Annotated in this window: 15 protein-coding genes and 3 tRNA genes; 8 read left to right on the forward strand and 10 right to left on the reverse strand. The window is 75.2% G+C overall.

What is annotated here, in order from left to right; translation table 11 throughout:
* Positions 1–119: 119 nt before the first annotated feature.
* The 5 genes from CP974_RS14155 to purS all read right to left on the reverse strand — a co-directional run bounded on the left by CP974_RS14155 (position 120) and on the right by purS (position 5,648).
* Positions 120–953, reverse strand: coding sequence for an META domain-containing protein (locus tag CP974_RS14155; RefSeq protein ID WP_031133081.1), 834 nt, complete (start codon positions 951–953; stop codon positions 120–122).
* Between the two features lie 425 nt (positions 954–1,378).
* On the reverse strand, positions 1,379–2,182 hold the full coding sequence (locus CP974_RS14160) for a maleylpyruvate isomerase family mycothiol-dependent enzyme (RefSeq protein WP_031133083.1): 804 nt from the start codon (positions 2,180–2,182) through the stop codon (positions 1,379–1,381).
* 202 nt (positions 2,183–2,384) lie between these two features.
* A complete protein-coding gene (purL, locus tag CP974_RS14165) occupies positions 2,385–4,634 on the reverse strand; it encodes a phosphoribosylformylglycinamidine synthase subunit PurL (protein ID WP_031133085.1) in 2,250 nt (749 codons plus the stop codon).
* Positions 4,635–4,722: 88 nt separating this feature from the next.
* A complete protein-coding gene (gene purQ / locus CP974_RS14170) occupies positions 4,723–5,403 on the reverse strand; it encodes a phosphoribosylformylglycinamidine synthase subunit PurQ (protein WP_031133087.1) in 681 nt (226 codons plus the stop codon).
* Entirely contained in the window at positions 5,400–5,648 is a 249-nt protein-coding gene (gene purS / locus CP974_RS14175) for a phosphoribosylformylglycinamidine synthase subunit PurS (protein WP_023587565.1), read from the reverse strand. The genes purQ and purS overlap by 4 nt, the downstream gene beginning before the upstream one ends.
* A 581-nt stretch (positions 5,649–6,229) precedes the next feature.
* On the opposite strand from purS, the gene CP974_RS14180 reads away from it, so the two are divergent.
* From CP974_RS14180 to CP974_RS14215, 8 genes are all read left to right on the forward strand, one after another.
* Positions 6,230–6,556, forward strand: coding sequence for a histone-like nucleoid-structuring protein Lsr2 (locus CP974_RS14180; protein WP_031133090.1), 327 nt, complete (start codon positions 6,230–6,232; stop codon positions 6,554–6,556).
* 434 nt (positions 6,557–6,990) lie between these two features.
* Positions 6,991–7,065, forward strand: a tRNA-Gly gene (locus CP974_RS14185).
* Between the two features lie 76 nt (positions 7,066–7,141).
* Positions 7,142–7,217: transfer RNA gene (locus CP974_RS14190), tRNA-Gly, on the forward strand.
* Positions 7,218–7,360: 143 nt separating this feature from the next.
* Positions 7,361–8,419, forward strand: coding sequence for an ABC transporter ATP-binding protein (locus CP974_RS14195; RefSeq protein WP_078915701.1), 1,059 nt, complete (start codon positions 7,361–7,363; stop codon positions 8,417–8,419).
* A 2-nt stretch (positions 8,420–8,421) separates the two neighbouring features.
* Complete coding sequence (locus CP974_RS14200) at positions 8,422–9,213, forward strand: ABC transporter permease (RefSeq protein WP_031133094.1); 792 nt, start codon at positions 8,422–8,424, stop codon at positions 9,211–9,213.
* Positions 9,214–9,231: 18 nt separating this feature from the next.
* Complete coding sequence (locus CP974_RS14205) at positions 9,232–10,671, forward strand: sensor histidine kinase (RefSeq protein ID WP_037938282.1); 1,440 nt, start codon at positions 9,232–9,234, stop codon at positions 10,669–10,671.
* Positions 10,668–11,276, forward strand: a complete 609-nt coding sequence (locus CP974_RS14210) for a response regulator transcription factor (protein ID WP_031133098.1) — start codon at positions 10,668–10,670, stop codon at positions 11,274–11,276. Before CP974_RS14205 ends, CP974_RS14210 begins: the two co-directional genes overlap by 4 nt.
* 22 nt (positions 11,277–11,298) lie before the next feature.
* Positions 11,299–11,374, forward strand: a tRNA-Gly gene (locus CP974_RS14215).
* Between the two features lie 152 nt (positions 11,375–11,526).
* On the opposite strand, the gene CP974_RS14220 is transcribed toward CP974_RS14215, so the two are convergent.
* The 5 genes from CP974_RS14220 to CP974_RS14245 form a co-directional block, all read right to left on the reverse strand.
* On the reverse strand, positions 11,527–12,429 hold the full coding sequence (locus CP974_RS14220) for a phosphoribosylaminoimidazolesuccinocarboxamide synthase (RefSeq protein ID WP_031133100.1): 903 nt from the start codon (positions 12,427–12,429) through the stop codon (positions 11,527–11,529).
* Positions 12,430–12,513: 84 nt separating this feature from the next.
* Positions 12,514–14,115 (reverse strand): N,N-dimethylformamidase beta subunit family domain-containing protein, encoded by a 1,602-nt coding sequence (locus CP974_RS14225; protein ID WP_031133102.1) that lies wholly within the window; start codon positions 14,113–14,115, stop codon positions 12,514–12,516.
* Positions 14,116–14,485: 370 nt separating this feature from the next.
* The gene (locus tag CP974_RS14235; RefSeq protein WP_031133104.1) at positions 14,486–16,333 is read right to left on the reverse strand and encodes a M48 family metalloprotease; all 1,848 of its coding nucleotides are present in this window, start codon (positions 16,331–16,333) and stop codon (positions 14,486–14,488) included.
* 376 nt (positions 16,334–16,709) lie between these two features.
* Entirely contained in the window at positions 16,710–17,963 is a 1,254-nt protein-coding gene (gene purD / locus CP974_RS14240; RefSeq protein WP_031133106.1) for a phosphoribosylamine--glycine ligase, read from the reverse strand.
* 61 nt (positions 17,964–18,024) lie between these two features.
* Positions 18,025–20,466 (reverse strand): DNA polymerase III subunit gamma and tau, encoded by a 2,442-nt coding sequence (locus CP974_RS14245; protein ID WP_150485811.1) that lies wholly within the window; start codon positions 20,464–20,466, stop codon positions 18,025–18,027.
* Positions 20,467–20,629 lie beyond the last annotated feature (163 nt).

Consider the following 20,629-nt stretch of genomic DNA (forward strand, 5'->3'; position numbering starts at 1 on the left):
CGCTGCCGCTCCGGTGGCCCCCCGGCGGGGAGGGCTCCCTGACCAGGGGGCCTTTCCCGCCCGCCGGGGGCGCTTTCCGGCCGGTCGCGGTGTGACGGACCTCGCACCCGCGGCGGCCCCTACTCGGCGTCCGCGCGGGCCGCGAACCCGTTTCCGTCCTGAGCGGTGACGGTGAGTTGCCGGCCGTCGATCCGGTACGTCACCGGGCCGCTGCCGAGCGTGCCGTACAGCTTCTGCTCCAGGCCGTTCTGGAGGGTGGTGCACATACGGCGGGTGACGGCGAGCCTGTCGAACGTCAGCTTGTCGCCGTCGGTCCGCACGGTGGCGGTGAAGTTGTTGCAGCCGAGGTTGCCGCGGGCGCTGCCGTCGGCGGCGATGGTGAGGTGCGGCCTGCCCTTGACGCCCTCGGGCAGCGAGCCGGCCGTCCCGCCCTCCAGGAGGGTGTCCACGGCCCAGGTGGTGCCCTTGAGGGGCGCCTCGGGCCGCTCGGAGAGGGCGAGGGAGTCGCCGCCGGGGGCGGTGAGCGTGAGGCGGTCGGTGCCGCCGCTCTCTCCCAGCTCGGCGCGGAGGGTGCCGGTGAACGTCGCGCGGAAGGCGTCCTCGAAGTCCTGTACGGGCTTCTCGCAGGCCATCTCGGTCATGGTGACCTCCCCGACGGTGACCGTGTCGCCGTTGACGGCCGCCTTGGCGGTGAAGCGGTTGCACCCGGTGCTGCCGTGCGCGGTGCCGTCGGGTGTGAACTCGATGGAGGCGGTGCTGCGGGCGGGGGCGGCCCGGCGGGCGCCGTCGACGGTGACGGCGTCGAGGCTCCAGTGGGTGCCGGTGAGGGGGATGCCGGGCCGGTCGCCGCCTCCCGAGCCGGCTGTGCCGCCGTCGGAGGAGCAGCCGGCGAGGACGGTGGCGGTCGCGGCGACGACCACGAGGACGGGGAGCAGGCGCTTGGTGTTCGGCATGCCCCTCTGACGGGGGAGCGGCGAGAGCGGTTCCGCCCGGGGCGCGCTTCCGGGGGCCGGGGCCGTCCCTGGAGGCCGGAGGCCCGGCTCCCGGCGGGCGGGCCTCCCTGGGGCGGGGCCTTGCCGGGGGGCGGGCTCCCCCTGGTGGGGCTGCTTCTGGTGGGGCAGCCCTTGGTGGGGGGCTGCTCTTGGTGGGGAGCTCCCCCTGGTGGGGCTGCTTCTGGTCGGATCTCTGCCGGGGCGTCTCCGGGCGCCGCCGGGGCGACGGGGCCTTCCGCTCCCGGTGGGGCCCGGCGTGGTACGGGCCTGGTGGGGCCGCACCGGGGCGCTACGTCTGGGGGCGCGGGCCCCCGCGGGGGCGGCTCGGCCGGGCCGGTGGTGGGGGGCGTCCGCCGGGGCCGGGTCCGGGCCGACCGGGCGCGGGGTCAGCCCAGGACGGGGAGCCACGGGGCCAGGTCGGCCCGGTCGCCGCTCGCCTGGAGGCGGGCCTCCGTCAGGGCCTCCCCCCACGGGGTGCGGCCCGTCGCCAGGCGGGCCCAGGTCAGCGGGTCGGTCTCGACCACGTTGGGCGGCGTCCCGCGCGTGTGCCGGGGTCCCTCCACGCACTGCACCACCGCGTACGGCGGCACCCGCAGCTCCACGGACCCGCCCGGCGCCTTCGACGCCAGTGCGTCGGCCAGCACGCGGGTGCACGCGGCCAGGGCCTGCCGGTCGTGCGGCACGGCCAGTCCCGCCGCCGCGTTCAGGTCGTCGGTGTGGACCGTCAGTTCCACCGTCCGCGTCACCAGGAAGTCGCCGAGCGGCATCCCGCCGAAGCGCGTCACGATCAGCCGCTCGTCCGGCGCCGCGGCCAGCGCCCCGGCGAACTCCTCCGCCGTGCGCGCGTACAGCTCGCGCAGGCCGCCGGCCTCGTCGGCCCACTCGGCGAGCTCCCGCGTGTCCTCGTCCACGGCGCCCGCGAAGCCCCGCGTCGCCGCGGGCCAGTCGAGCAGCACCACGTCCCGCGCGGCCGGCTCGGGCGCGGCCACGCCCCGTACGACGGACCGCAGCACCAGGGCGATGTGCGCGGCCAGTTCGCGTACCGTCCACTCCCCCAGGCGCGTCGGCAGTGCCAGCTGCTCGGGCGTCAGGCCCTCGACGGCCTCCCGCACGTGCGCGAACTGCGCGGTCACCGCCGCGCGGGTCTTCTCGGAGTCGTACCGGCGGGCGCGCTTCCTCGGCTGGGGCATGGGCCGAGGCTACCGCCGCCGCCTCCTGTCGCGGAACGCGGCGCCGAGGGCCGACGACGGCGGGGAACGGGGGAGGGCCGGGCCACGGCTTCCACCGCGACCCGGCCCTCCCTACGCGTCGGCACGTCCCCCGCCGGTACGCGCGCGGCCGCCGGTACGGACGTACCGGCGGCCGCGCGCCGTACGGGGGTGCGTGCCCGTGTCAGGCCAGCAGGCCCGGGATCGTCGCCTCGTACGCCTCGCGCAGCTCGGCCAGCGGGACGCTGAACTCGCCCTGCACGTCGACCGCGTCGCCGTCGACGACACCGATCCGCGTCGCGGGCAGCCCGCGCGCGCCGCACATGTCGGTGAAGCGGAGCTCCTCGCTGCGCGGCACGGCCACGACCGCACGGCCCGCCGACTCGCTGAACAGGAACGTGAAGGCGTCCAGACCGTCCGGGACGACCAGCCGCGCGCCGTTCCCGCCGCGCAGGCAGGACTCGACGACCGCCTGCACGAGACCGCCGTCCGACAGGTCGTGCGCCGCGTCGATCATGCCGTCGCGGGAGGCGGCGATCAGGATCTCGCCGAGCAGCCGCTCGCGCGCCAGGTCCACCTTGGGCGGCAGGCCGCCGAGGTGGTCGTGGACGACCTGCGACCAGGCCGAGCCGCCGAACTCCTCGCGGGTGTCGCCCAGCAGGTAGAGGAGCTGGCCCTCCTCCGCGAAGGCGATCGGCGTGCGCCGCGTCACGTCGTCGATGACGCCGAGGACGGCGACGACGGGCGTCGGGTGGATCGCGGTGTCACCGGTCTGGTTGTACAGCGAGACGTTGCCGCCGGTGACGGGCGTGCCCAGCTCCAGGCAGGCGTCGGCGAGGCCGCGCGTGGCCTCGGCGAACTGCCACATGACCGCCGGGTCCTCGGGCGAGCCGAAGTTGAGGCAGTCGGAGACGGCCAGCGGCTTGGCGCCGGACGCGGCGACGTTGCGGTACGACTCGGCCAGCGCCAGCTGCGCGCCCGCGTACGGGTCGAGCTTGGCGTACCGGCCGTTGCCGTCCGTGGCGATGGCCACGCCGAGGTTGGTCTTCTCGTCGATGCGGACCATGCCCGCGTCCTCGGGCTGGGCGAGGACCGTGTTGCCCTGCACGAACCGGTCGTACTGGTCGGTCACCCACGCCTTGGACGCCTGGTTCGGCGAGGAGACGAGCTGGAGGACCTGCGCGCGCAGCTCCTCGGCCGTGGCCGGCCGGGGCAGCTTGCCGGCGTCGTCGGCCTGGAGGGCGTCCTGCCACTCGGGGCGCGCGTACGGCCGGTGGTAGGTCGGGCCCTCGTGGGCGACGGTGCCGGGGGGCACGTCGACGATCTGATCGCCGTGCCAGAAGATCTCCAGGCGCTCGCCGTCCGTCACCTCGCCGATGACGGTGGCGATGACGTCCCACTTCTCGCAGATCTCCATGAAGCGGTCGACGTGCTGCGGCTCGACGATCGCGCACATGCGCTCCTGCGACTCGCTCATGAGGATCTCCTCGGGCGAGAGCGTCGCGTCGCGCAGCGGGACGGTGTCGAGCTCGACGCGCATGCCGCCGGTGCCGGCGGAGGCCAGCTCGGAGGTGGCGCAGGACAGGCCGGCGCCGCCGAGGTCCTGGATGCCCGCGACGAGCTTCTCCCGGAAGACCTCCAGGGTGCACTCGATCAGGAGCTTCTCCTGGAACGGGTCGCCTACCTGGACGGCGGGGCGCTTGGTGGGCTTCGTGTCGTCGAAGGTCTCCGAGGCCAGGACGGACACGCCGCCGATGCCGTCGCCGCCCGTGCGGGCGCCGTACAGGATGACCTTGTTGCCGGGGCCGGACGCCTTGGCGAGGTGGATGTCCTCGTGCCGCATCACGCCGATGCATCCGGCGTTGACCAGCGGGTTGCCCTGGTAGCACGCGTCGAAGACGACCTCGCCGCCGATGTTGGGCAGACCCAGGCAGTTGCCGTAGCCGCCGATGCCGGCGACGACGCCGGGCAGGACGCGCTTGGTGTCGGGGTGGTCGGCGGCGCCGAAGCGCAGCGGGTCGACCACGGCGACCGGGCGGGCGCCCATCGCGAGGATGTCGCGGACGATGCCGCCGACGCCGGTGGCCGCGCCCTGGTAGGGCTCGATGTACGAGGGGTGGTTGTGCGACTCGACCTTGAAGGTGACCGCGTAGCCCTGGCCGACGTCGACGACGCCCGCGTTCTCGCCGATGCCGACGAGCATGGCGTCGTTCTGCGGGGCCTTCTCACCGAACTGCTTCAGGTGGACCTTGCTGCTCTTGTACGAGCAGTGCTCGGACCACATGACCGAGTACATGGCCAGCTCGGCGCCGGTCGGACGGCGGCCGAGGATCTCGCGGATGCGCTCGTACTCGTCCTTCTTCAGGCCCAGCTCGGCCCACGGCTGCTCGACGTCGGGCGTCTCGGTGGCGTGCTTGACCGTGTCGAGGGTCACGCTCGGTCGCTCCTTCGCGCGGGGTGGTACTGGCATCGCGGGCCGGGGCGCCCAGTGGCTCCCCCGGCCGTTCCGGCATGGAGGCTCATCAGGCGTTGACCAGCTTCTTGAGGATCGAGGTGAAGAAACCGAGGCCGTCGGTACCGCCCGTGCCGATCAGCGGCTCGACCGCGTGCTCGGGGTGGGGCATGAGGCCGACGACGTTGCCCGCGGCGTTGGTGACGCCCGCGATGTCGCGGAGCGAGCCGTTGGGGTTCACGTCGAGGTACCGGAACGCGACCCGGCCCTCGGCCTCCAGTTCGTCGAGCACGCGCTCGTCGGCGACGTACCGGCCGTCCATGTTCTTCAGCGGTACGGAGATCTCCTGGCCCTGCTCGTAGTCGGCGGTCCAGGCGGTGTTCGCGTTCTCCACCCGCAGCTTCTGGTCGCGGCAGACGAAGTGCAGGTGGTTGTTGCGCAGCATGGCGCCGGGGAGCAGGTGCGCCTCGGTCAGGATCTGGAAGCCGTTGCAGATGCCGAGGACCGGCATGCCGGCCTTCGCCTGCTCGATGATCGTCTCCATGACCGGCGAGAACCGGGAGATGGCCCCGGCGCGCAGGTAGTCGCCGTAGCTGAAACCACCGGCGAGGACGACCGCGTCGACCTGCTTGAGGTCCTTGTCGCGGTGCCAGAGCGCGACCGGCTCGGCGCCGGCGAGCCGGGCGGCGCGCAGGGCGTCCTGGTCGTCGAGCGTCCCGGGGAAGGTGACGACTCCGATGCGGGACGTCACGCCTCCTCCACCTTGACGACGAAGTCCTCGATGACGGTGTTGGCGAGGAAGGTCTCGGCCATCTCGTGGATGCGGGCGAGGGCGGCGTCGTCGACGGGGCCCTCCACATCCAGCTCGAAGCGCTTCCCCTGGCGGACGTCCGCGATCCCCTCGAAGCCGAGACGGGGCAGTGCGCGCTGCACCGCCTGTCCCTGCGGGTCGAGGATCTCCGGCTTGAGCATGACGTCGACTACGACGCGTGCCACTGGCACTCCCGGTGGTGTGTTGCGTGGGCGGTTCCTTCAGCGTACCTGCCTACAATTTCTACGCGAGTAGATATCCGGAGGATCCCACAAACGCGCCAATCGATCTTGAGCGGAAGCTCCCACGCCGCGGCCCGGACCGCGCCGCCGCCGCGGGCGCCCGGGGCAGGCCGTCCGCGAAGGGCCGACGGGCAGGGGCGACCCGAAGGGCCTGAAGGTCCCCGGACCTCCCGGACCTTTCCGGAGGGGCTCGCCTCGGGGGAGGTCGGGGAAGGGCTCGGCAGGAGGGCTCGACAGGAGGGCTCGGCCGCGCACGACCGGCCGAGGCCCGCCGCTCGCCCGGCACGCGGCCGGGGCCGCATGCACGCCGGAAGCCCGGAGTCGAGAAGCGCGCGGGAAAATCCCGGAAAAGAATCGCACTCACGCCTTTCCGCGGACACGCGGGCACAATTGCCGGGTCTTCCCAGTGCGGCACTTCGGGAGGTACAAAGGAATACACCAGGAAAACCAGGTAACGCCGCACGTCAAACGTGTCACACAACACATCCCGTGCGGCGCGTTACCACGGGAAAGGACCGATATCCGTGGCGCAGCGCGTAGTGGTCACGCTCACCGACGACATCCAGGGCGGAGAAGCGGCGGAAACGGTCACCTTCGGCCTCGACGGTAAGTCGTACGAGATCGACCTCAATGAAGCCAATGCAGAGAAACTGCGCAAGGCGCTCGCCCCCTACACGGAGGCGGGCCGCAGGAAGTCCGGCACGGAGAGGCCCCGCAAGGCGTTCCGGCACACCTCCGTGGACCCCGACCCGGCGGCCGTCCGCGCCTGGGCGCAGTCCCACAAGATGGACGTGCCCGCGCGGGGCCGCATCCCCAAGCGGGTGTACGACGCCTTCCACGAGGCCCACTGACGGGACGGACCCGCGCGGCGGGGCGCGGCGGGCCGGCGGCCGTACCGGCGAGGCGCACCGACGGGCAGGGAGCGTCAGGTGACGCGCCGGCGGGCGGGAGGCGCGCGGGGACGCGCCGGCGAGTGGCCGGGGACGTGCCGGCGGGCGGCCGGGAACGCGCCGGCGAGTGGCCGGGGACGCGCCGGCGCGCGGGCCCGGCGGGGGAGCCGTCCGGCCGGACGGCCCGCCGCGCGCGCTTCCACCGGCCTCCCGGCCGCGGCCGGACCGACGCCCGGGGGCGGACCTCGCCGGACCGCCGGGAGCCCCCGAAGCCGGTCTCGGGGCGCGGGAAGCGGGGGCGTCCGGAGCCGAGTTGCGCGGCACCCCCCTTGATCGGCTAAAGTCTGGAGCACGCCGAGGGGCGAGGCCGAAAAGCCGAGCGCCTCACGGAGCGTGCGGGTGTAGTTCAGTAGTAGAACATCCCCCTTCCAGGGGGAAGGCGCAGTGTGCGATTCCTGTCACCCGCTCCACATCACGTACCGACCACTCCGGTGGATCAGGTACAGTGGTGCTCGCACCGCCCGGTGAAAGCCGGTCGGGAGCAATGCGGACGTGGCTCAGTTGGTAGAGCATCACCTTGCCAAGGTGAGGGTCGCGAGTTCGAATCTCGTCGTCCGCTCCAGAGCGAAGGCCCCGGTCATCAGACCGGGGCCTTCGACGTTTCCGGATTCGGGCTCCGCGCCCACGACCCCCGTGACATCTGTCATCGCCCACCGCTGACACCGCGTACTGCCGGACGGCCCGGACCGCCCTGACGCTGGAAGCATGACCAGCGACGACCACCCCAAGAGCCGCTCCGCCCGCTCCGGGCACGGGCGGGAACCAGCGCCCGGACGCGACCGCACACGCGACCAGGGCCATGGCCGCGGGCATGGCCACGGAGACGACCACGGGCACGGACGCGGCTGCGCGATCGAGGCGCACGAGCTGCGGCGCCGGTACTCGGAGGGCTTCGAAGCCGTGCGGGGCATCACCTTCACCGTCCCGTACGGCGAGGTCTTCGCCCTCCTCGGCACCAACGGCGCCGGGAAGACGTCGACCGTCGAACTCCTCGAAGGGCTCGCCCCGGCCGACGGGGGCCGCGTCCGCGTCCTCGGCCGCGATCCGCACCGGGAGCGCACCGCCGTGCGGCCGCGCATCGGCGTGATGCTCCAGGAAGGCGGCTTCCCCTCCGACCTCACCGTCGCCGAGACGGTCCGCATGTGGGCCGGCTGCACCAGCGGGGCCCGCCCCACCGGCGAGGCGCTCGACATGGTGGGGCTCGGCGCCCGCGCGAAGGTCCGCGTCAAGCAGCTCTCCGGCGGCGAACGGCGCCGGCTCGACCTGGCCCTCGCCCTCCTCGGCCGTCCCGAGGTGCTCTTCCTCGACGAGCCGACCACCGGACTCGACGCCGAGGGCCGCCGCGACACCTGGGACCTCGTACGGCACCTGCGCGACACCGGCACCACCGTGCTCCTCACCACGCACTACCTGGAGGAGGCCGAGGCACTCGCCGACCAGCTCGCGATCATGCACGGCGGCCGGATCGTCACCTCCGGCACGCCCGCCGAGGTCACCGCCTCCCGGCCCGCCCGCATCCGCTTCGACCTGCCCGCCGGGGTGGTCGCCGCGCGGCTGCCGCTGCGGCTGAGGGCCGCCCAGCCCGAGGGGCGGCGCGTCGAGATCCGCACCCGCGACCTCCAGACGGATCTGGCGGAACTGCTGCGGTGGGCGGACGAGCACGGCGTACGGCTGGAGGCGCTCGACGCCCGGTCGGCCTCCCTGGAGGACGCCTTCCTGGAGATCGCCCGCTCCGGCGCCGCCACCGAGCCGGCGGGGGTGTGAACATGACGACCACCACCCCTCAGGCGGCCCGCACCACCGCGGCCGGCCGGCTCGGCGCGCTCACCCGCGCCGAACTGGTCCTCCTCGTCCGCAACCGGACCGCGCTCTTCGTCAGCCTCCTCATGCCGCTGCTCATGATCGGCTCCATCCGCGCCGGACTCGACCGGGTCGGCCTGGAGGGGACCGGGATGTCGCTCGTCGAAGCCGCCATGACCGGCGGGGTCGGCATGGTCCTCGTCATCGTCGTCTACCTCAACCTGGTCCCCGCCTACGTCGCCCGCCGCGAGGAGCTGGTGCTGAAGCGGCTGCGCACCGGGGAGGCGACCGACACGGAGATCCTCACCGGGACGGCCCTGCCCTCGGTGGCGATCACCCTGGTCCAGTGCGTGATCATGGTGGGGGCCGCGGTGGCCTTCCTCGGCGTGCGGGCGCCGCAGCGGCCCGAGCTGCTCGTGGCGGGCGTGCTCCTCGGCGTCGTCCTGCTCGGCGCGCTCGCCGCGTACACGTCCACACTGACCAGGACGGTGGAGAGCGCGCAGCTCACGACGATGCCGCTGTTCTTCGTGACGGCGTTCGGCTCGGGTCTCTTCGTGCCGCTGGAGGTGCTGCCGGAGCGGGTCGAGGCGGTGTGCGCACTGCTGCCGGTCACCGGGGTCGTCACACTCGTACGGGCCGGATGGCTGGGCGGGGCGGACACGGGCGACCTCGTGCGCGCCGGGGCGACCGCCCTGGTGTGGACCGCCGTGGCGGTGTTCGCTGTACGGCGGCGGTTCCGGTGGGAGCCGCGCCACTGAGGAGGGGGAGGGGACGGCATGGCCAGGCTGACCGGCTGGTGGACCCGCAGGAGCAACCCGGAGAAGGTCGAGCTCTACACGCGGTGGACCTACCACGGACTGGCCGGGGTGGCCGTCTTCGTCGGCGCGCTGCCCGCCCTGGCGACGGCCTCGGTCGTCGGGCCGGCCGGCGGGTGGCTGTTCCTCGCCGTGCTGCTGCACACCGTCCTCGTGGCCGTCCTGTGCTCGCGGGCGCTGAGCTGGCAGCTGGGGCGTCGGGACCGCCCGAACCGGCTCGCGGCCGTCGTCGCCGCGCTCACCGTGGGCGGCTGCCTCGCCACGCTGCTGCTGCGCCGCCGGTGGCCCGACCTCGACCTCCAGATGACCATGTACGTGGTGTCCGGGCTGGTGAGCTGGGGCGTGGGGGCCCTCGCCCTGTGCACGACGCGGGTGCGGCACATGATGGGCCTGTCCGTGGCCGCCGTCGCCGGGGTCGCGGTGGGCACCGTACTGGTGGGGCTGCCGGTCACCGACACGGTCACCCACACCTTCACCGCCGGTTTCGGCACCCTCGTCTTCGCCCCCACCAGCGGTTTCTCCGGCTGGCTGCTGCGGGCCGTGTGGGAGCTGGACGCCGCCCACCGCCTCCAGGCGCGGCTGGCCGTCGCCGAGGAGCGGCTGCGGTTCGCCCGGGACCTGCACGACGTGATGGGGCGCAACCTGTCGGTCATCGCCCTCAAGAGCGAGCTGGCCGCGCAGCTGTCCCGGCGCGGGGCGGCCGACCGGGCCGTCGCCGAGATGGGCGAGGTGCAGCGGATCGCCCGCGAGTCGCAGCGGGAGGTGCGGGAGGTGGTGCGCGGCTACCGGGAGGCCGACCTGCACACCGAGCTGGAGGGCGCCCGCGGCGTCCTGGCGGCGGCGGGCATACGGTGCCGGGTCGACCTGCGCGACGCGGAGGCGGAACTGCCGGCCGCCGCCCAGTCCGCCCTGGCGTGGGTGGTCCGCGAGGCCACGACGAACGTCCTGCGCCACAGCGACGCCCGCCACTGCCGCGTGACCGTGGCCATCGACGCGGCCGGTGGACCGGCCGGTGGACCGGGAGCGGCCCGGGGCGACGGGACGGGGCGGGACGGCAGGGCGGTCGCCACGCCGGGCGGGGAGGCCGTGGGGGCGGCTCCGGTGACGGGGGCGGCTTCCGGTGGTGGTGCGGGATCGGCTTCGGTGGTGGGGGTGGGGCCGGCTTCGGGGACGGGCGGAGGGGAAGTGGTGCTGGTGATCGAGAACGACGGGGCGCGGCCCGCCGGGAGCGGCGGGTCCGGGCTGGCCGGGCTGCGCGAGCGGCTCGCGGCGCTCGGAGGCGTACTGGACGCCGGGCCCGCCGACGCGGACGGGCGGTTCCGGCTGACCGCCCGGGTGCCGCTCGACGGCGGGGACCTCCGGTCCGCCGCGGCCGAACCGGCCGGGAGGGGGCGCTCGTGACCGTACGGGTACTCCTCGCCGACGACGAGCACCTCATCCGGGGCGCCCTCGCCGCCCTGCTCGGCCTCGAGGACGACCTGGAAGTGGTCGCCGAGGCCGCGTCCGGCCCCGAGGCGCTCGCCATGGCACGCGTCCACCGCCCCGACGTGGCCGTGCTGGACCTCCAGATGCCCGGCGCCGACGGTGTGAGAGTCGCCACGGCCCTGCGGGCGGAGGTGCCGACCTGCCAGGCCATGATCGTGACCGGGCACGGCCGCCCCGGCCACCTCAAGCGGGCCCTCGCCGCCGGGGTGCGGGGCTTCGTGCCGAAGACCGTCAGCGCCCAGCGGCTCGCCGAGATCATCCGCTCCGTCCACGGCGGAAGCCGCTATGTGGACCCGGAGTTGGCGGCGGACGCGATCTCGGCGGGCGACTCGCCCCTGACCGCGCGGGAGGCCGAGGTGCTGGAGCTGGCCGCCGACGGCGCGCCCGTGGCGGAGATCGCCCGCCGGGCCTCCCTCTCCCCCGGAACGGTCCGCAACTACCTCTCCTCCGCCGTCTCGAAACTGGGCGCCGAGAACCGGCACACGGCCGTACGTCTCGCGCGCGAGCGAGGTTGGGTATAGTGGGTCTCGCGCTACGGCGCAGGCGGACGTGGCTCAGTTGGTAGAGCATCACCTTGCCAAGGTGAGGGTCGCGAGTTCGAATCTCGTCGTCCGCTCCAGAGCGAAGGCCCCGGTCATCAGACCGGGGCCTTCGACGTTTCACGTGAAACACCGGGCCGGACGGGGCGAGACGCCCCCGCGCACGCCGTGTGCTGCGGGCGTCCCCCGTACGGCACGGCCCGCCGGGCGTCCCGGCGGGCCCATGTACGCGCTACGACCAGGCCGTGCCCGTCAGCAGCTCGTACGCCTCGATGTACTTGGCGCGTGTGGCGTCCACGACCTCCTGCGGCAGCGGCGGAGGCGGCTGCTCGCTGCGGCGGTCCCAGCCGGACGCCGGGGAGGTCAGCCAGTCACGCACGAACTGCTTGTCGTACGACGGCTGGGCGCGGCCCGGCTGCCACTCGGCGGCCGGCCAGAACCGCGACGAGTCCGGCGTCAGCACCTCGTCCGCGAGGATCAGTCCGCCGTCCTCGTCGTGGCCGAACTCGAACTTGGTGTCGGCGAGGATGATGCCCCGGTCCCGCGCCACATCGCGGGCGCGGCTGTACACGGCGAGCGTCGACTGGCGGAGCTGCGCGGCGGTCTCCGCGCCGACCTGGCGGGCGACCTCCTCGTACGAGACGTTCTCGTCATGCTCGCCGACAGCGGCCTTCGTCGCGGGGGTGAAGATCGGCGCGGGGAGTTCCGAGCCGTCCGTGAGGCCCTCGGGGAGGGCGAGTCCGCAGACCGTACGGGACTCTTCGTACTCGGCCAGCCCGGAGCCGGTCAGATAGCCGCGCGCCACGCACTCGACCGGGATCATCCGCAGCGACCGGCACACGAGTGTGCGGCCCGCCCAGTCGGCGGGGGCGCCCTCGGGCAGCTCCGTCGAGATGACGTGGTTGGGGATCAGGTCGGCGAGCTGGTCGAACCACCACAGGGAGAGCTGGGTGAGGACGCGGCCCTTGTCCGGGATCTCCGTGGGCAGCACCCAGTCGAAGGCGGACAGGCGGTCACTGGCGACCATCACGAGGTCGCCCGCCTCGTTCTGGTACAGCTCGCGCACCTTCCCGGTGTGCAGATGCACCAGGCCCGGCACCTCGATGGGCTCGGGCTTTTCTACGAATCCGGACACGGTTCCTCCCCGTGGGTCTGTCCCAACGGCTCCGATTGTCCCGCATGCGGCGGAGCGGGCCGTGGCCAGGGGTGCAGAGCCGTTCTAGTCGCGTTTGCAGATGCGGTCCAGCAGGTTCGCCGTGGCGCGCTGGACCGCCGGGTCGACATGACCCGGCCGGTCCAGAGCGGGCGACCAGCCGAAGGTGCCGGACGCGAAGACCAGGGCCCCGGACGGGGCCCGGTAGAGGGACGTCTCCTGGTGCCGCGCCGCCCCGGCCGCGTCCCGGTACGGGGAGTGGGCGAGCAGGATGCGCGCCCGGTGCTCCGGCAGCGCCGTCCGCGGGAAGTACCGGTCGGCCTCGCCGGCGACGAGCCCCGGCAGCTCGTCGCCCTCGCCGGCGCCCGTCGCCTCCCAGAGCCAGTGCCCGGCGTTCCGCACGACCAGGGGATGGGGCCGCGGGACCCGGCCCGCGTACTGGATGCCGAGCAGTTGCTGCTCCGGCCGGTCGGCCTCCCGCCACAGCGCCGACCTGCCGGGGCCCCGGCGCTTGCGGCACGTGAGGAGGCGGTCGGGTACGCCGGACGCGGACGGGGCCAGCTCCACCTGCCAGTAGACCGAGTTCGCGGAGAGGAACACCAGGGACGTGCCGCCGTCGCGGGCCGCCTCCACGGCACGGCGCAGCGGGGCCGACCAGTACTCGTCGTGCCCGGGAAAGATCAGGCCCCGGTACCGGGAGGGGTCGACCAGACCGGAGTGCAGGTCGGTCGCGTTGGCGTACGCCAGGTCGTATCCGTACCGCTCGGCCCAGCGGATCACGTCGTACGCGTGACCGATGTGCAGGGGCAGGCCCTGGCCCGCGTACGGGCGGTCGAAGGAGACCGTGCCGGCGGCGTGCTCCTCGCCGAGCAGCCGGCCCTCGCCGTCCCACGCGTGGTACAGGCTCGCCCCGGTGCGGCCGTCCTCCGGGTACAGGTTGTACGCCTGCCAGGTGATGTCCGGCAGGACGAGCAGCAGGTCGGCGGGGTGACCGTCGCGCACCGTGAAGGGGATGTGGGAGCGGTGGCCGTCGACGGTGGTGAGGACGGCGACGTACGCCCCCGGCGACCAGTGCGCGGGGACCTGCAGCCGCCAGGACAGCCACCAGTGGTGGCAGGACACCGTGCGGTCGGCGGACAGCGGGGGCGGCTGGACGATGCCCGACAGGCGGGGGCTGGTGGTGACCTTGGCGGCGCCGTGACCGCCGTGGTACCCGACGCGGTAGACGTCCACCGAGAACTGCTGCGGCGGGTTCACCGTGACCCGGAAGTCGATCGCCTCCCCGGGCGCCACGGCACCGGTCGAGGCGAAGCCCTTGATCTGGAGGCCCACGTCGTCGGCCGCGCGGGGGCCCGACGACCGGTCGCCTCCGGGGCGGCGGCCCGCGCGGTCCCCGTCCGCGCCGTGCTGGCGGGGGCCGTCCTGATCAGGGCCACAGGGTCGGGGGGCGTCGTGGCGGGGGGCGTCGTGGCGGAGGCCGTCGTGGCGGGGGCCGGCCTGGCCGGAACGGCTGGAGGGGGGCTCCGCGTACCAGGGGGTGATCCGGCCGTCCTCGCCCACGTACTGCTCGGTCCCGCGCAGCCAGGGCAGCGGGCCCTGTGCGAACGGGTCGTCCACGGCATGGGCCCGAGCCCCCGACTCCCAGCGCCGAACCTGCTCCGCCCCCACGCTGCGCCCCTCCCTCGACTCCCCCGCCGCCCGGCCACGCCCCGGCGCGTGCGGCGCCGGTCTTCAGCACATCACATAACGCACGCACTCCGTCACCCCTCGTCGCCTTTTGACTTGAACGACCCGGACCGCCCGGACCGCCCGCGCGAGGCGGGGCGTGGGGTACGGGGAGTACGCACCGGGAGGTGCGGAAGGGGCGGGCGACGCGCCGGGGCTCAGGGCGGGGCCCTGCGAGTGCCGTGAGCCCCCGGGCTGCGGACCGGCGGCGGGCACGGTGGTGTGATGGTGTCCGCAGGTGGCGGGCCGGGCTGCGCGCGGGGGGCGGACGCGCCCGGGCCGGGGTGCCGCCCGGCGCCGGGCGACGCTCCCGTCAGACGAGGCGGACCGGCTTCTCGGGGCGGGCGCCCACCGAGGTGAGCCAGTCCCGCAGCGGCTCGGGGTCGGCGTCCTCGATCAGCGCCAGTACGGGGGGACCGACGTCCGCGCGCCTGCGGCCACCGGCATCGCCCGCCCCGTCGCCCCCGACGAGCAGGACCGGGCCGTCCAGCCAGTCCAGACCGGGCGCCGCACCGGCCGTGTCCACGGCGGCGCAGCACACCGCGGCCAGCACGTGGTCGGCCAGCAGCTCCCGCCCGCTGCGCGGGGGCTGCAACGGCAGCAGGGGCAGGTCGTCGGCGCCCCGGACGGGGGGACCGGCAGGCGCCGCACCGGACGGGGGCGTACGAGACGGAGCCGTACCGGACGAGTCCGTACCGGGCGCTGCCGCGCTGGACGGCGCCGAACCGGAAGGGGCCGAACCGTAAGGGGCCGAACCGTGAGGGGGTGTACCGGCCGGGGGCAGGGGCCCGGCGGCCGGCTCGAACGCGGCGGTCAGCACGAGCGGTCCCGTCCCGGAGCCGGGCGCTCCGTCGGGCGCGGCCCGGCCCGGGGCGCGCTCCTCGCGGGACAGCTCCGCGACCAGGGCCGCCGCCACCCTCTCACCGTCCTCCGCCGTGGAGAAGTGCTCCAGCACCCGCGTGAGCGTCGGCCCCTGAGGCCCCGTGCGGGCGCCGAGCCGGTCCAGCACCCGGTGCAGCCGCGCCGCCTCCGTGCGCCACTTGCGGTCCACGACCTCCTCCGGATACCGCTGCCAGTCCACCGGCGCCCAGCCCGGACCCGGCTCGGCCGGCCCGCCGTGGAAGATGCGGGCCGCCAGCAGGGACGTGGCCTCGTCCACCAGGCCCGGCTCCTCCAGCAGGTCGCACGCCGGGCGCTCGCCGAGCCGGGACGCGAACCCCTCCGCGAGCCGGTCGCGCCGGGACAGCTCCGTCAGCGCCGAGACCACGCCCGCGTCCAGCCGGGACGGCCAGCGGCCCATCCGCCAGGCGGGCAGCGCCACCCGCGTGAGCAGCCGGTCCCACCCCGCGTACGCGAGGCCCACCTGCTCCTGGGCGACAATCCGCAGCCCGTAGTCGACCGCCCGGGCCCGCTCCGAGGCGGCCGCCGCGACACCCCGCTCCATCTCGGCGGCGTGCTCGCCCACGGCCCGCAGCAGGGTCCTGGCCACCGCGGCGACCGGCCGCGCGCCCAGGCGCCGTACCGCCCCGAGGCCGGGCCGGCCGGGCAGCGCCACCGCCGCGTCCAGTCCCCGGACGAACCGGCGCGCGGCGGCTATGTCGGGGTGGGCGGACGGGCCCGTGCCGGCCACGACCGGGGCCAGCACCGCCCGCAGCTCCCCGACCCGCATCCACCACAGGAACGGCGAGCCTATGACCAGTACCGGAGCCGCGTCCGGAGCCGCGTGCGGACCGCGGCCGGGCAGGCGGTGCGCCCGGTGCGTACGGTCCTCCAGCCAGCTGTCGCAGTCGGGCGTCAGGGCTATCGCGGAGGGCGCGGGGACCGTCAGGCGCGCCGCCAGGTCCCGCACCATCCCGTACAGGTCGGGCGCCGACGACTCGGCGATCTCCACCGTCGGGGTGAGCGCGGGACGGGCCCGCGCCACGACCGCGCCGACCGCCGCCGCGCCGAGCAGCACCACCGCGGCGGCACCGGACACCGCCCAGCGGGCGGCGTCCCACGCCGGACCGGCCAGCCGCCCCGCGGCACCGCCGGCCAGCAGGACGACCGCGACCGCGGCGGGCAGCAGGGCGACGGCCCAGGCCCTGCCGCGCACACGCAGCACGGCGCGGGCTCGGGCGCGCGCGGCCTGCGCGCCCCGCTCCTCACCCATGGCGCCCATGGCGGCCGGGGTGCTCGTGGCACCCCGGCCGGCGCTGCCGGATCCGGGACCGAACACGGCCGTACGTCACCCCCTCCACCCCTGCGACGGTTTTGCTCACTCCCCCACTGTGACACCCGTCACCGACATCGCAATGCCGGTGGGCCAAGTGCCGGAAAGCCTGCGCGGCACCCTAGTTGGGGTGCCGCCAGGCGTCATTCGGATGGGTGAGTCGTCACTCGATGGAATGGCTTGGGCAGAACCGGGCACGGTTCGGGGCGTCGGTGGGTGTAGAAGGGCCCGGGTGCGTACGCACCGCACCCGGGCCTCCCCGCCGTCCCTCCGTGCCCCGGCCGGCTGTCCCGCCGAGGGCCTCGAAGCCTGTCCCGCCGCGCGTTCAGTCCTGCCCGGCGGCGGCGCGGGCGATGTCCGTGCGGTGCTGGGAGCCGTCCAGCCGGATGCGTCCGACCGCCGCGTACGCCCGCTCCCGCGCCTGCGCCAGGTCCGCGCCCGTCGCGGTGACCGACAGGACCCGCCCGCCGGCGCTCACCACCGCGTCGCCGTCCCGCTTCGTGCCGGCGTGCAGGACGTACGCGTGCGGGGCGTCCGCCTCGGCCACCTCGTCCAGGCCGGTGATCGGATCGCCGGTGCGCGGCGATCCGGGGTAGTTGTGGGCGGCGACCACGACGGTGACGGCGGCCTCGTCGCGCCAGGTGAGCGGCGGCTGGGCGTCCAGCGTGCCGTTCGCCGCGTGCAGCAGGACCCCGGCGAGCGGGGTGCGCAGGCGGGCGAGGACGACCTGCGTCTCGGGGTCGCCGAAGCGGGCGTTGAACTCGATGACCCGCACGCCGCGCGAGGTGATCGCGAGGCCCGCGTACACCAGGCCGGAGAAGGGCGTGCCGCGGCGGCGCAGTTCGTCGACGGTCGGCTGGAGGACGGTGTCCATGACCTCGTCGACCAGCTTGGGGTCGGCCCACGGCAGCGGCGAGTAGGCGCCCATGCCCCCGGTGTTGGGGCCTTCGTCGCCGTCGAGGGCGCGCTTGAAGTCCTGCGCGGGGGTGAGGGGGAGGACCGTGGTGCCGTCGGTGATCGCGAAGAGGGAGACCTCGGGGCCGTCGAGGTACTCCTCGATGACGACGCGGTCGCACGCCAGGGCGTGGGCGCGGGCCTGCTCCACGTCGCTCGTGACGACGACGCCCTTGCCCGCGGCGAGGCCGTCGTCCTTCACGACGTACGGGGCGCCGAACGCGTCGAGCGCCGTGTCGACCTCCTCGGGCGTGGTGCACACGTAGCTGCGGGCCGTGGGCACGCCCGCGCACGCCATCACGTCCTTGGCGAACGCCTTGGAGCCCTCCAGCAGCGCGGCCTCCCGCGAGGGGCCGAAGCACGGGATGCCGGCGGCGCGCACGGCGTCGGCGACCCCGGCGACGAGCGGCGCCTCCGGGCCGACGACGACCAGGTCGGCCTCCAGGCCGCGGGCCAGGCCCGCCACGGCCGCGCCGTCGAGGGCGTCGACCTGGTGGAGCTCGGCGACCTCCGCGATTCCGGCGTTGCCGGGCGCGCAGTGCAGAGCGGTGACGTCGGGATCGAGGGAGAGAGAGCGGCACAGGGCGTGTTCGCGGGCGCCGCCGCCGATGACGAGGACCTTCACGCCAGCCAGGGTAGCCCGGCGGGCGGCCCGCCCTTTGTGCGGGCCGCCGAGCGGACGGCCGCTACTCGTTCGTGTATTCCTCCACCACCGTCGCGCCCAGCTCCCGGACGATCAGGTCGTGGCCGGAGAGGGCGGAGTCCACCAGGTCCGGATCGTCCTCCTCCGGTACGTCGTCCTCGGGCGCGACGGACCGCGGCGGGGCGGCGTGCTGCGCCTGGTACCCGGCGGGGCCGGGTCCGGTGCCGTGCTGGGCGCCGTGGCCCTGGGCGTGGCCGGGGCCGGAGGGCAGGGCTCCGGGGCCGTGCCCCGGTCCGGGGCCCTGGCCGTGAGACTGCCCCTGGCCCTGCCCGTGCCCCTGGCCGGGGCCGGTCCGGGCGTCGGGGCCCTGGCCGGCCTGCGGCGCGACGGCGGACGGCGGTACGGGGCCGGGGCCGGCCTGCGGTGCCTGGGACGCGCCCTGCGGGTACCCGCCGGAGGGCGGCCCGGCCGGTGCGGGGCGGCCGTATCCCCCTGCGGGGGGCCCGCTCGCGGGTGCGGGACCGGCGCCGCCGGACGGGTCGACGATGGCCTCGATCTTCCAGTGGACGTGGAACTGCTCGGCGAGGGCCTGCTTGAGGACCTCCTCGCTGCCGCTGCTCGTGAAGTTGTCCCGGGCTCCCGCGTTGAGGAAGCCGAGCTGGAGGGTGGTGCCGTCGAACCCGGCGACCTGGGCGTTCTGGCTGAGCAGGATCCACGTGAAACGGCGGCGGTTCTTGACCGCCTCCAGGATGCCGGGCCACATGGTGCGCGCCTGGACGGCGCCCTGAGCCATCTCGGCGGAGGCACCGGGGGCGGGGGCGCCGGCGGCGGGCGCCGGGGCGTGGGCCTGGGCGTGGGCGGGCGGCTGCGGGGCCTGCGGCGGCTGGGCGGGGGCGGCGGCTGCGCCCTGGCCGGGTGCGGCGGCGGAGGGCCAGGCCCCCGGCTGCCGTACGCCCGGCCCCTCCGCACCCGCGGGGCCTCCGGCCCCGGGTGCGGCGGCGGTGGGCCAGGCACCGGGCGCGCGGGCCGCGGGCGCGGCGGCGGGCGGGGCGGGCGCGGGCGCGGCGGGGGCGGGCGCGGCGGGGGCCGCCGGCGCGTGCTCCGGCGGCGCGCCGGCCGGCGCCCCCGTGGGGGCGGCGCCCGGGAAGGCCCCTGGGACCGTCCCCGTGGGGGCGGCGCCCGGCGGAGGTCCGGCCGGGACCCCCGCCTCCGGGCTCCCGCCCCGCGCGGCGGCACGGGCGGCCGCGGCCCCGCCGCCGTCGGGCACGTGGGCGCCGGGCCCCGGCACGTACCCCAGGGCGGGGCCCGGCGCCGCGGCCTGGAGGTGGACGCCGCGCTCCAGCCGCTCCAGGCGGGCCTGCACGGAGCGCTCGTCGTCGTACGCGGCGGGCAGCAGCACGCGCGCGCAGATCAGCTCCAGCTGGAGGCGCGGCGAGGTGGCACCGCGCATCTCGGTGAGCCCGGCGTTCACGATGTCGGCGGCCCGGCTGAGCTCCGCGGCGCCGAAGGTGGACGCCTGGGCCTGCATCCGCTCGACGACGTCGGCGGGCCCGTCGATGAGGCCCTTCTCCGCGGCGTCCGGCACGGCGGCGAGGATCACGAGGTCGCGCAGCCGCTCCAGCAGGTCCGCGACGAACCTCCGGGGGTCGTTGCCGCCCTCGACGACCCGGTCGACCACCTCGAACGCGGCGGCGCCGTCACCGGTGGCGAACGCCTCGACGACCGCGTCGAGCAGCGACCCGTCGGTGTACCCGAGGAGGGACGTCGCCATGGCGTACGTCACCCCGGCGTCGGCGGCACCGGCGAGGAGCTGGTCCATGACGGACATCGAGTCACGCACCGACCCGGCACCGGCCCGCACGACGAGCGGCAGGACGCCGTCCTCGACGGGGATGCCCTCGCGCCCGCACACCTCGCCCAGGTAGTCGCGCAGCGTGCCCGGCGGGACGAGCCGGAAGGGGTAGTGGTGCGTACGCGAGCGGATGGTGCCGATGACCTTCTCGGGCTCGGTCGTCGCGAAGATGAACTTGAGGTGCTCCGGCGGCTCCTCGACCACCTTCAGCAGGGCGTTGAACCCCGCCGAGGTGACCATGTGCGCCTCGTCGATGATGTAGATCTTGTACCGGCTGCTCGCGGGGCCGAAGAACGCCTTCTCGCGCAGGTCGCGGGCGTCGTCCACACCGCCGTGCGACGCGGCGTCGATCTCGATCACGTCGATGGAACCGGGCCCGTTGCGCGCGAGGTCCCGGCAGGACTGGCACACCCCGCACGGCGTCGGGGTGGGGCCCTGCTCGCAGTTCAGGCAGCGCGCGAGGATGCGGGCGCTGGTCGTCTTGCCGCAGCCGCGCGGCCCGCTGAAGAGGTAGGCGTGATTGACCCGGTTGTTCCGCAGCGCCTGCTGCAGCGGGTCGGTGACATGCTCCTGCCCGATGACTTCGGCGAAGGTCTCGGGTCGATAGCGGCGGTACAGCGCGAGGGACGACACGCATACGACGATATCGGGCCGCACCGACAACCGGACCGCCCCAAGATCCACCGACCCGCACGCCGGAGATCCACCGAGCCGCGCCCCGGAGATCCGCCCGGCACGGGCACCCGTGATCCACCGGCACCGGACGCCGGGCCCGCACCGGAGCCGGCCCCGCACC

This window comes from Streptomyces fradiae ATCC 10745 = DSM 40063, from assembly GCF_008704425.1.
GTDB lineage: Bacteria > Actinomycetota > Actinomycetes > Streptomycetales > Streptomycetaceae > Streptomyces > Streptomyces fradiae.

Coding starts and splice junctions, on each gene's coding strand:
- CP974_RS14155 (WP_031133081.1), bottom strand. CDS start 953: ATGCCGAACACCAAGCGCCTGCTCCCCGTCCTCGTGGTCGTCGCCGCG.
- CP974_RS14205 (WP_037938282.1), top strand. CDS start 9,232: ATGGCCAGGCTGACCGGCTGGTGGACCCGCAGGAGCAACCCGGAGAAG.
- CP974_RS14195 (WP_078915701.1), top strand. CDS start 7,361: ATGACCAGCGACGACCACCCCAAGAGCCGCTCCGCCCGCTCCGGGCAC.
- CP974_RS14235 (WP_031133104.1), bottom strand. CDS start 16,333: ATGGGCGCCATGGGTGAGGAGCGGGGCGCGCAGGCCGCGCGCGCCCGA.
- CP974_RS14200 (WP_031133094.1), top strand. CDS start 8,422: ATGACGACCACCACCCCTCAGGCGGCCCGCACCACCGCGGCCGGCCGG.
- CP974_RS14160 (WP_031133083.1), bottom strand. CDS start 2,182: ATGCCCCAGCCGAGGAAGCGCGCCCGCCGGTACGACTCCGAGAAGACC.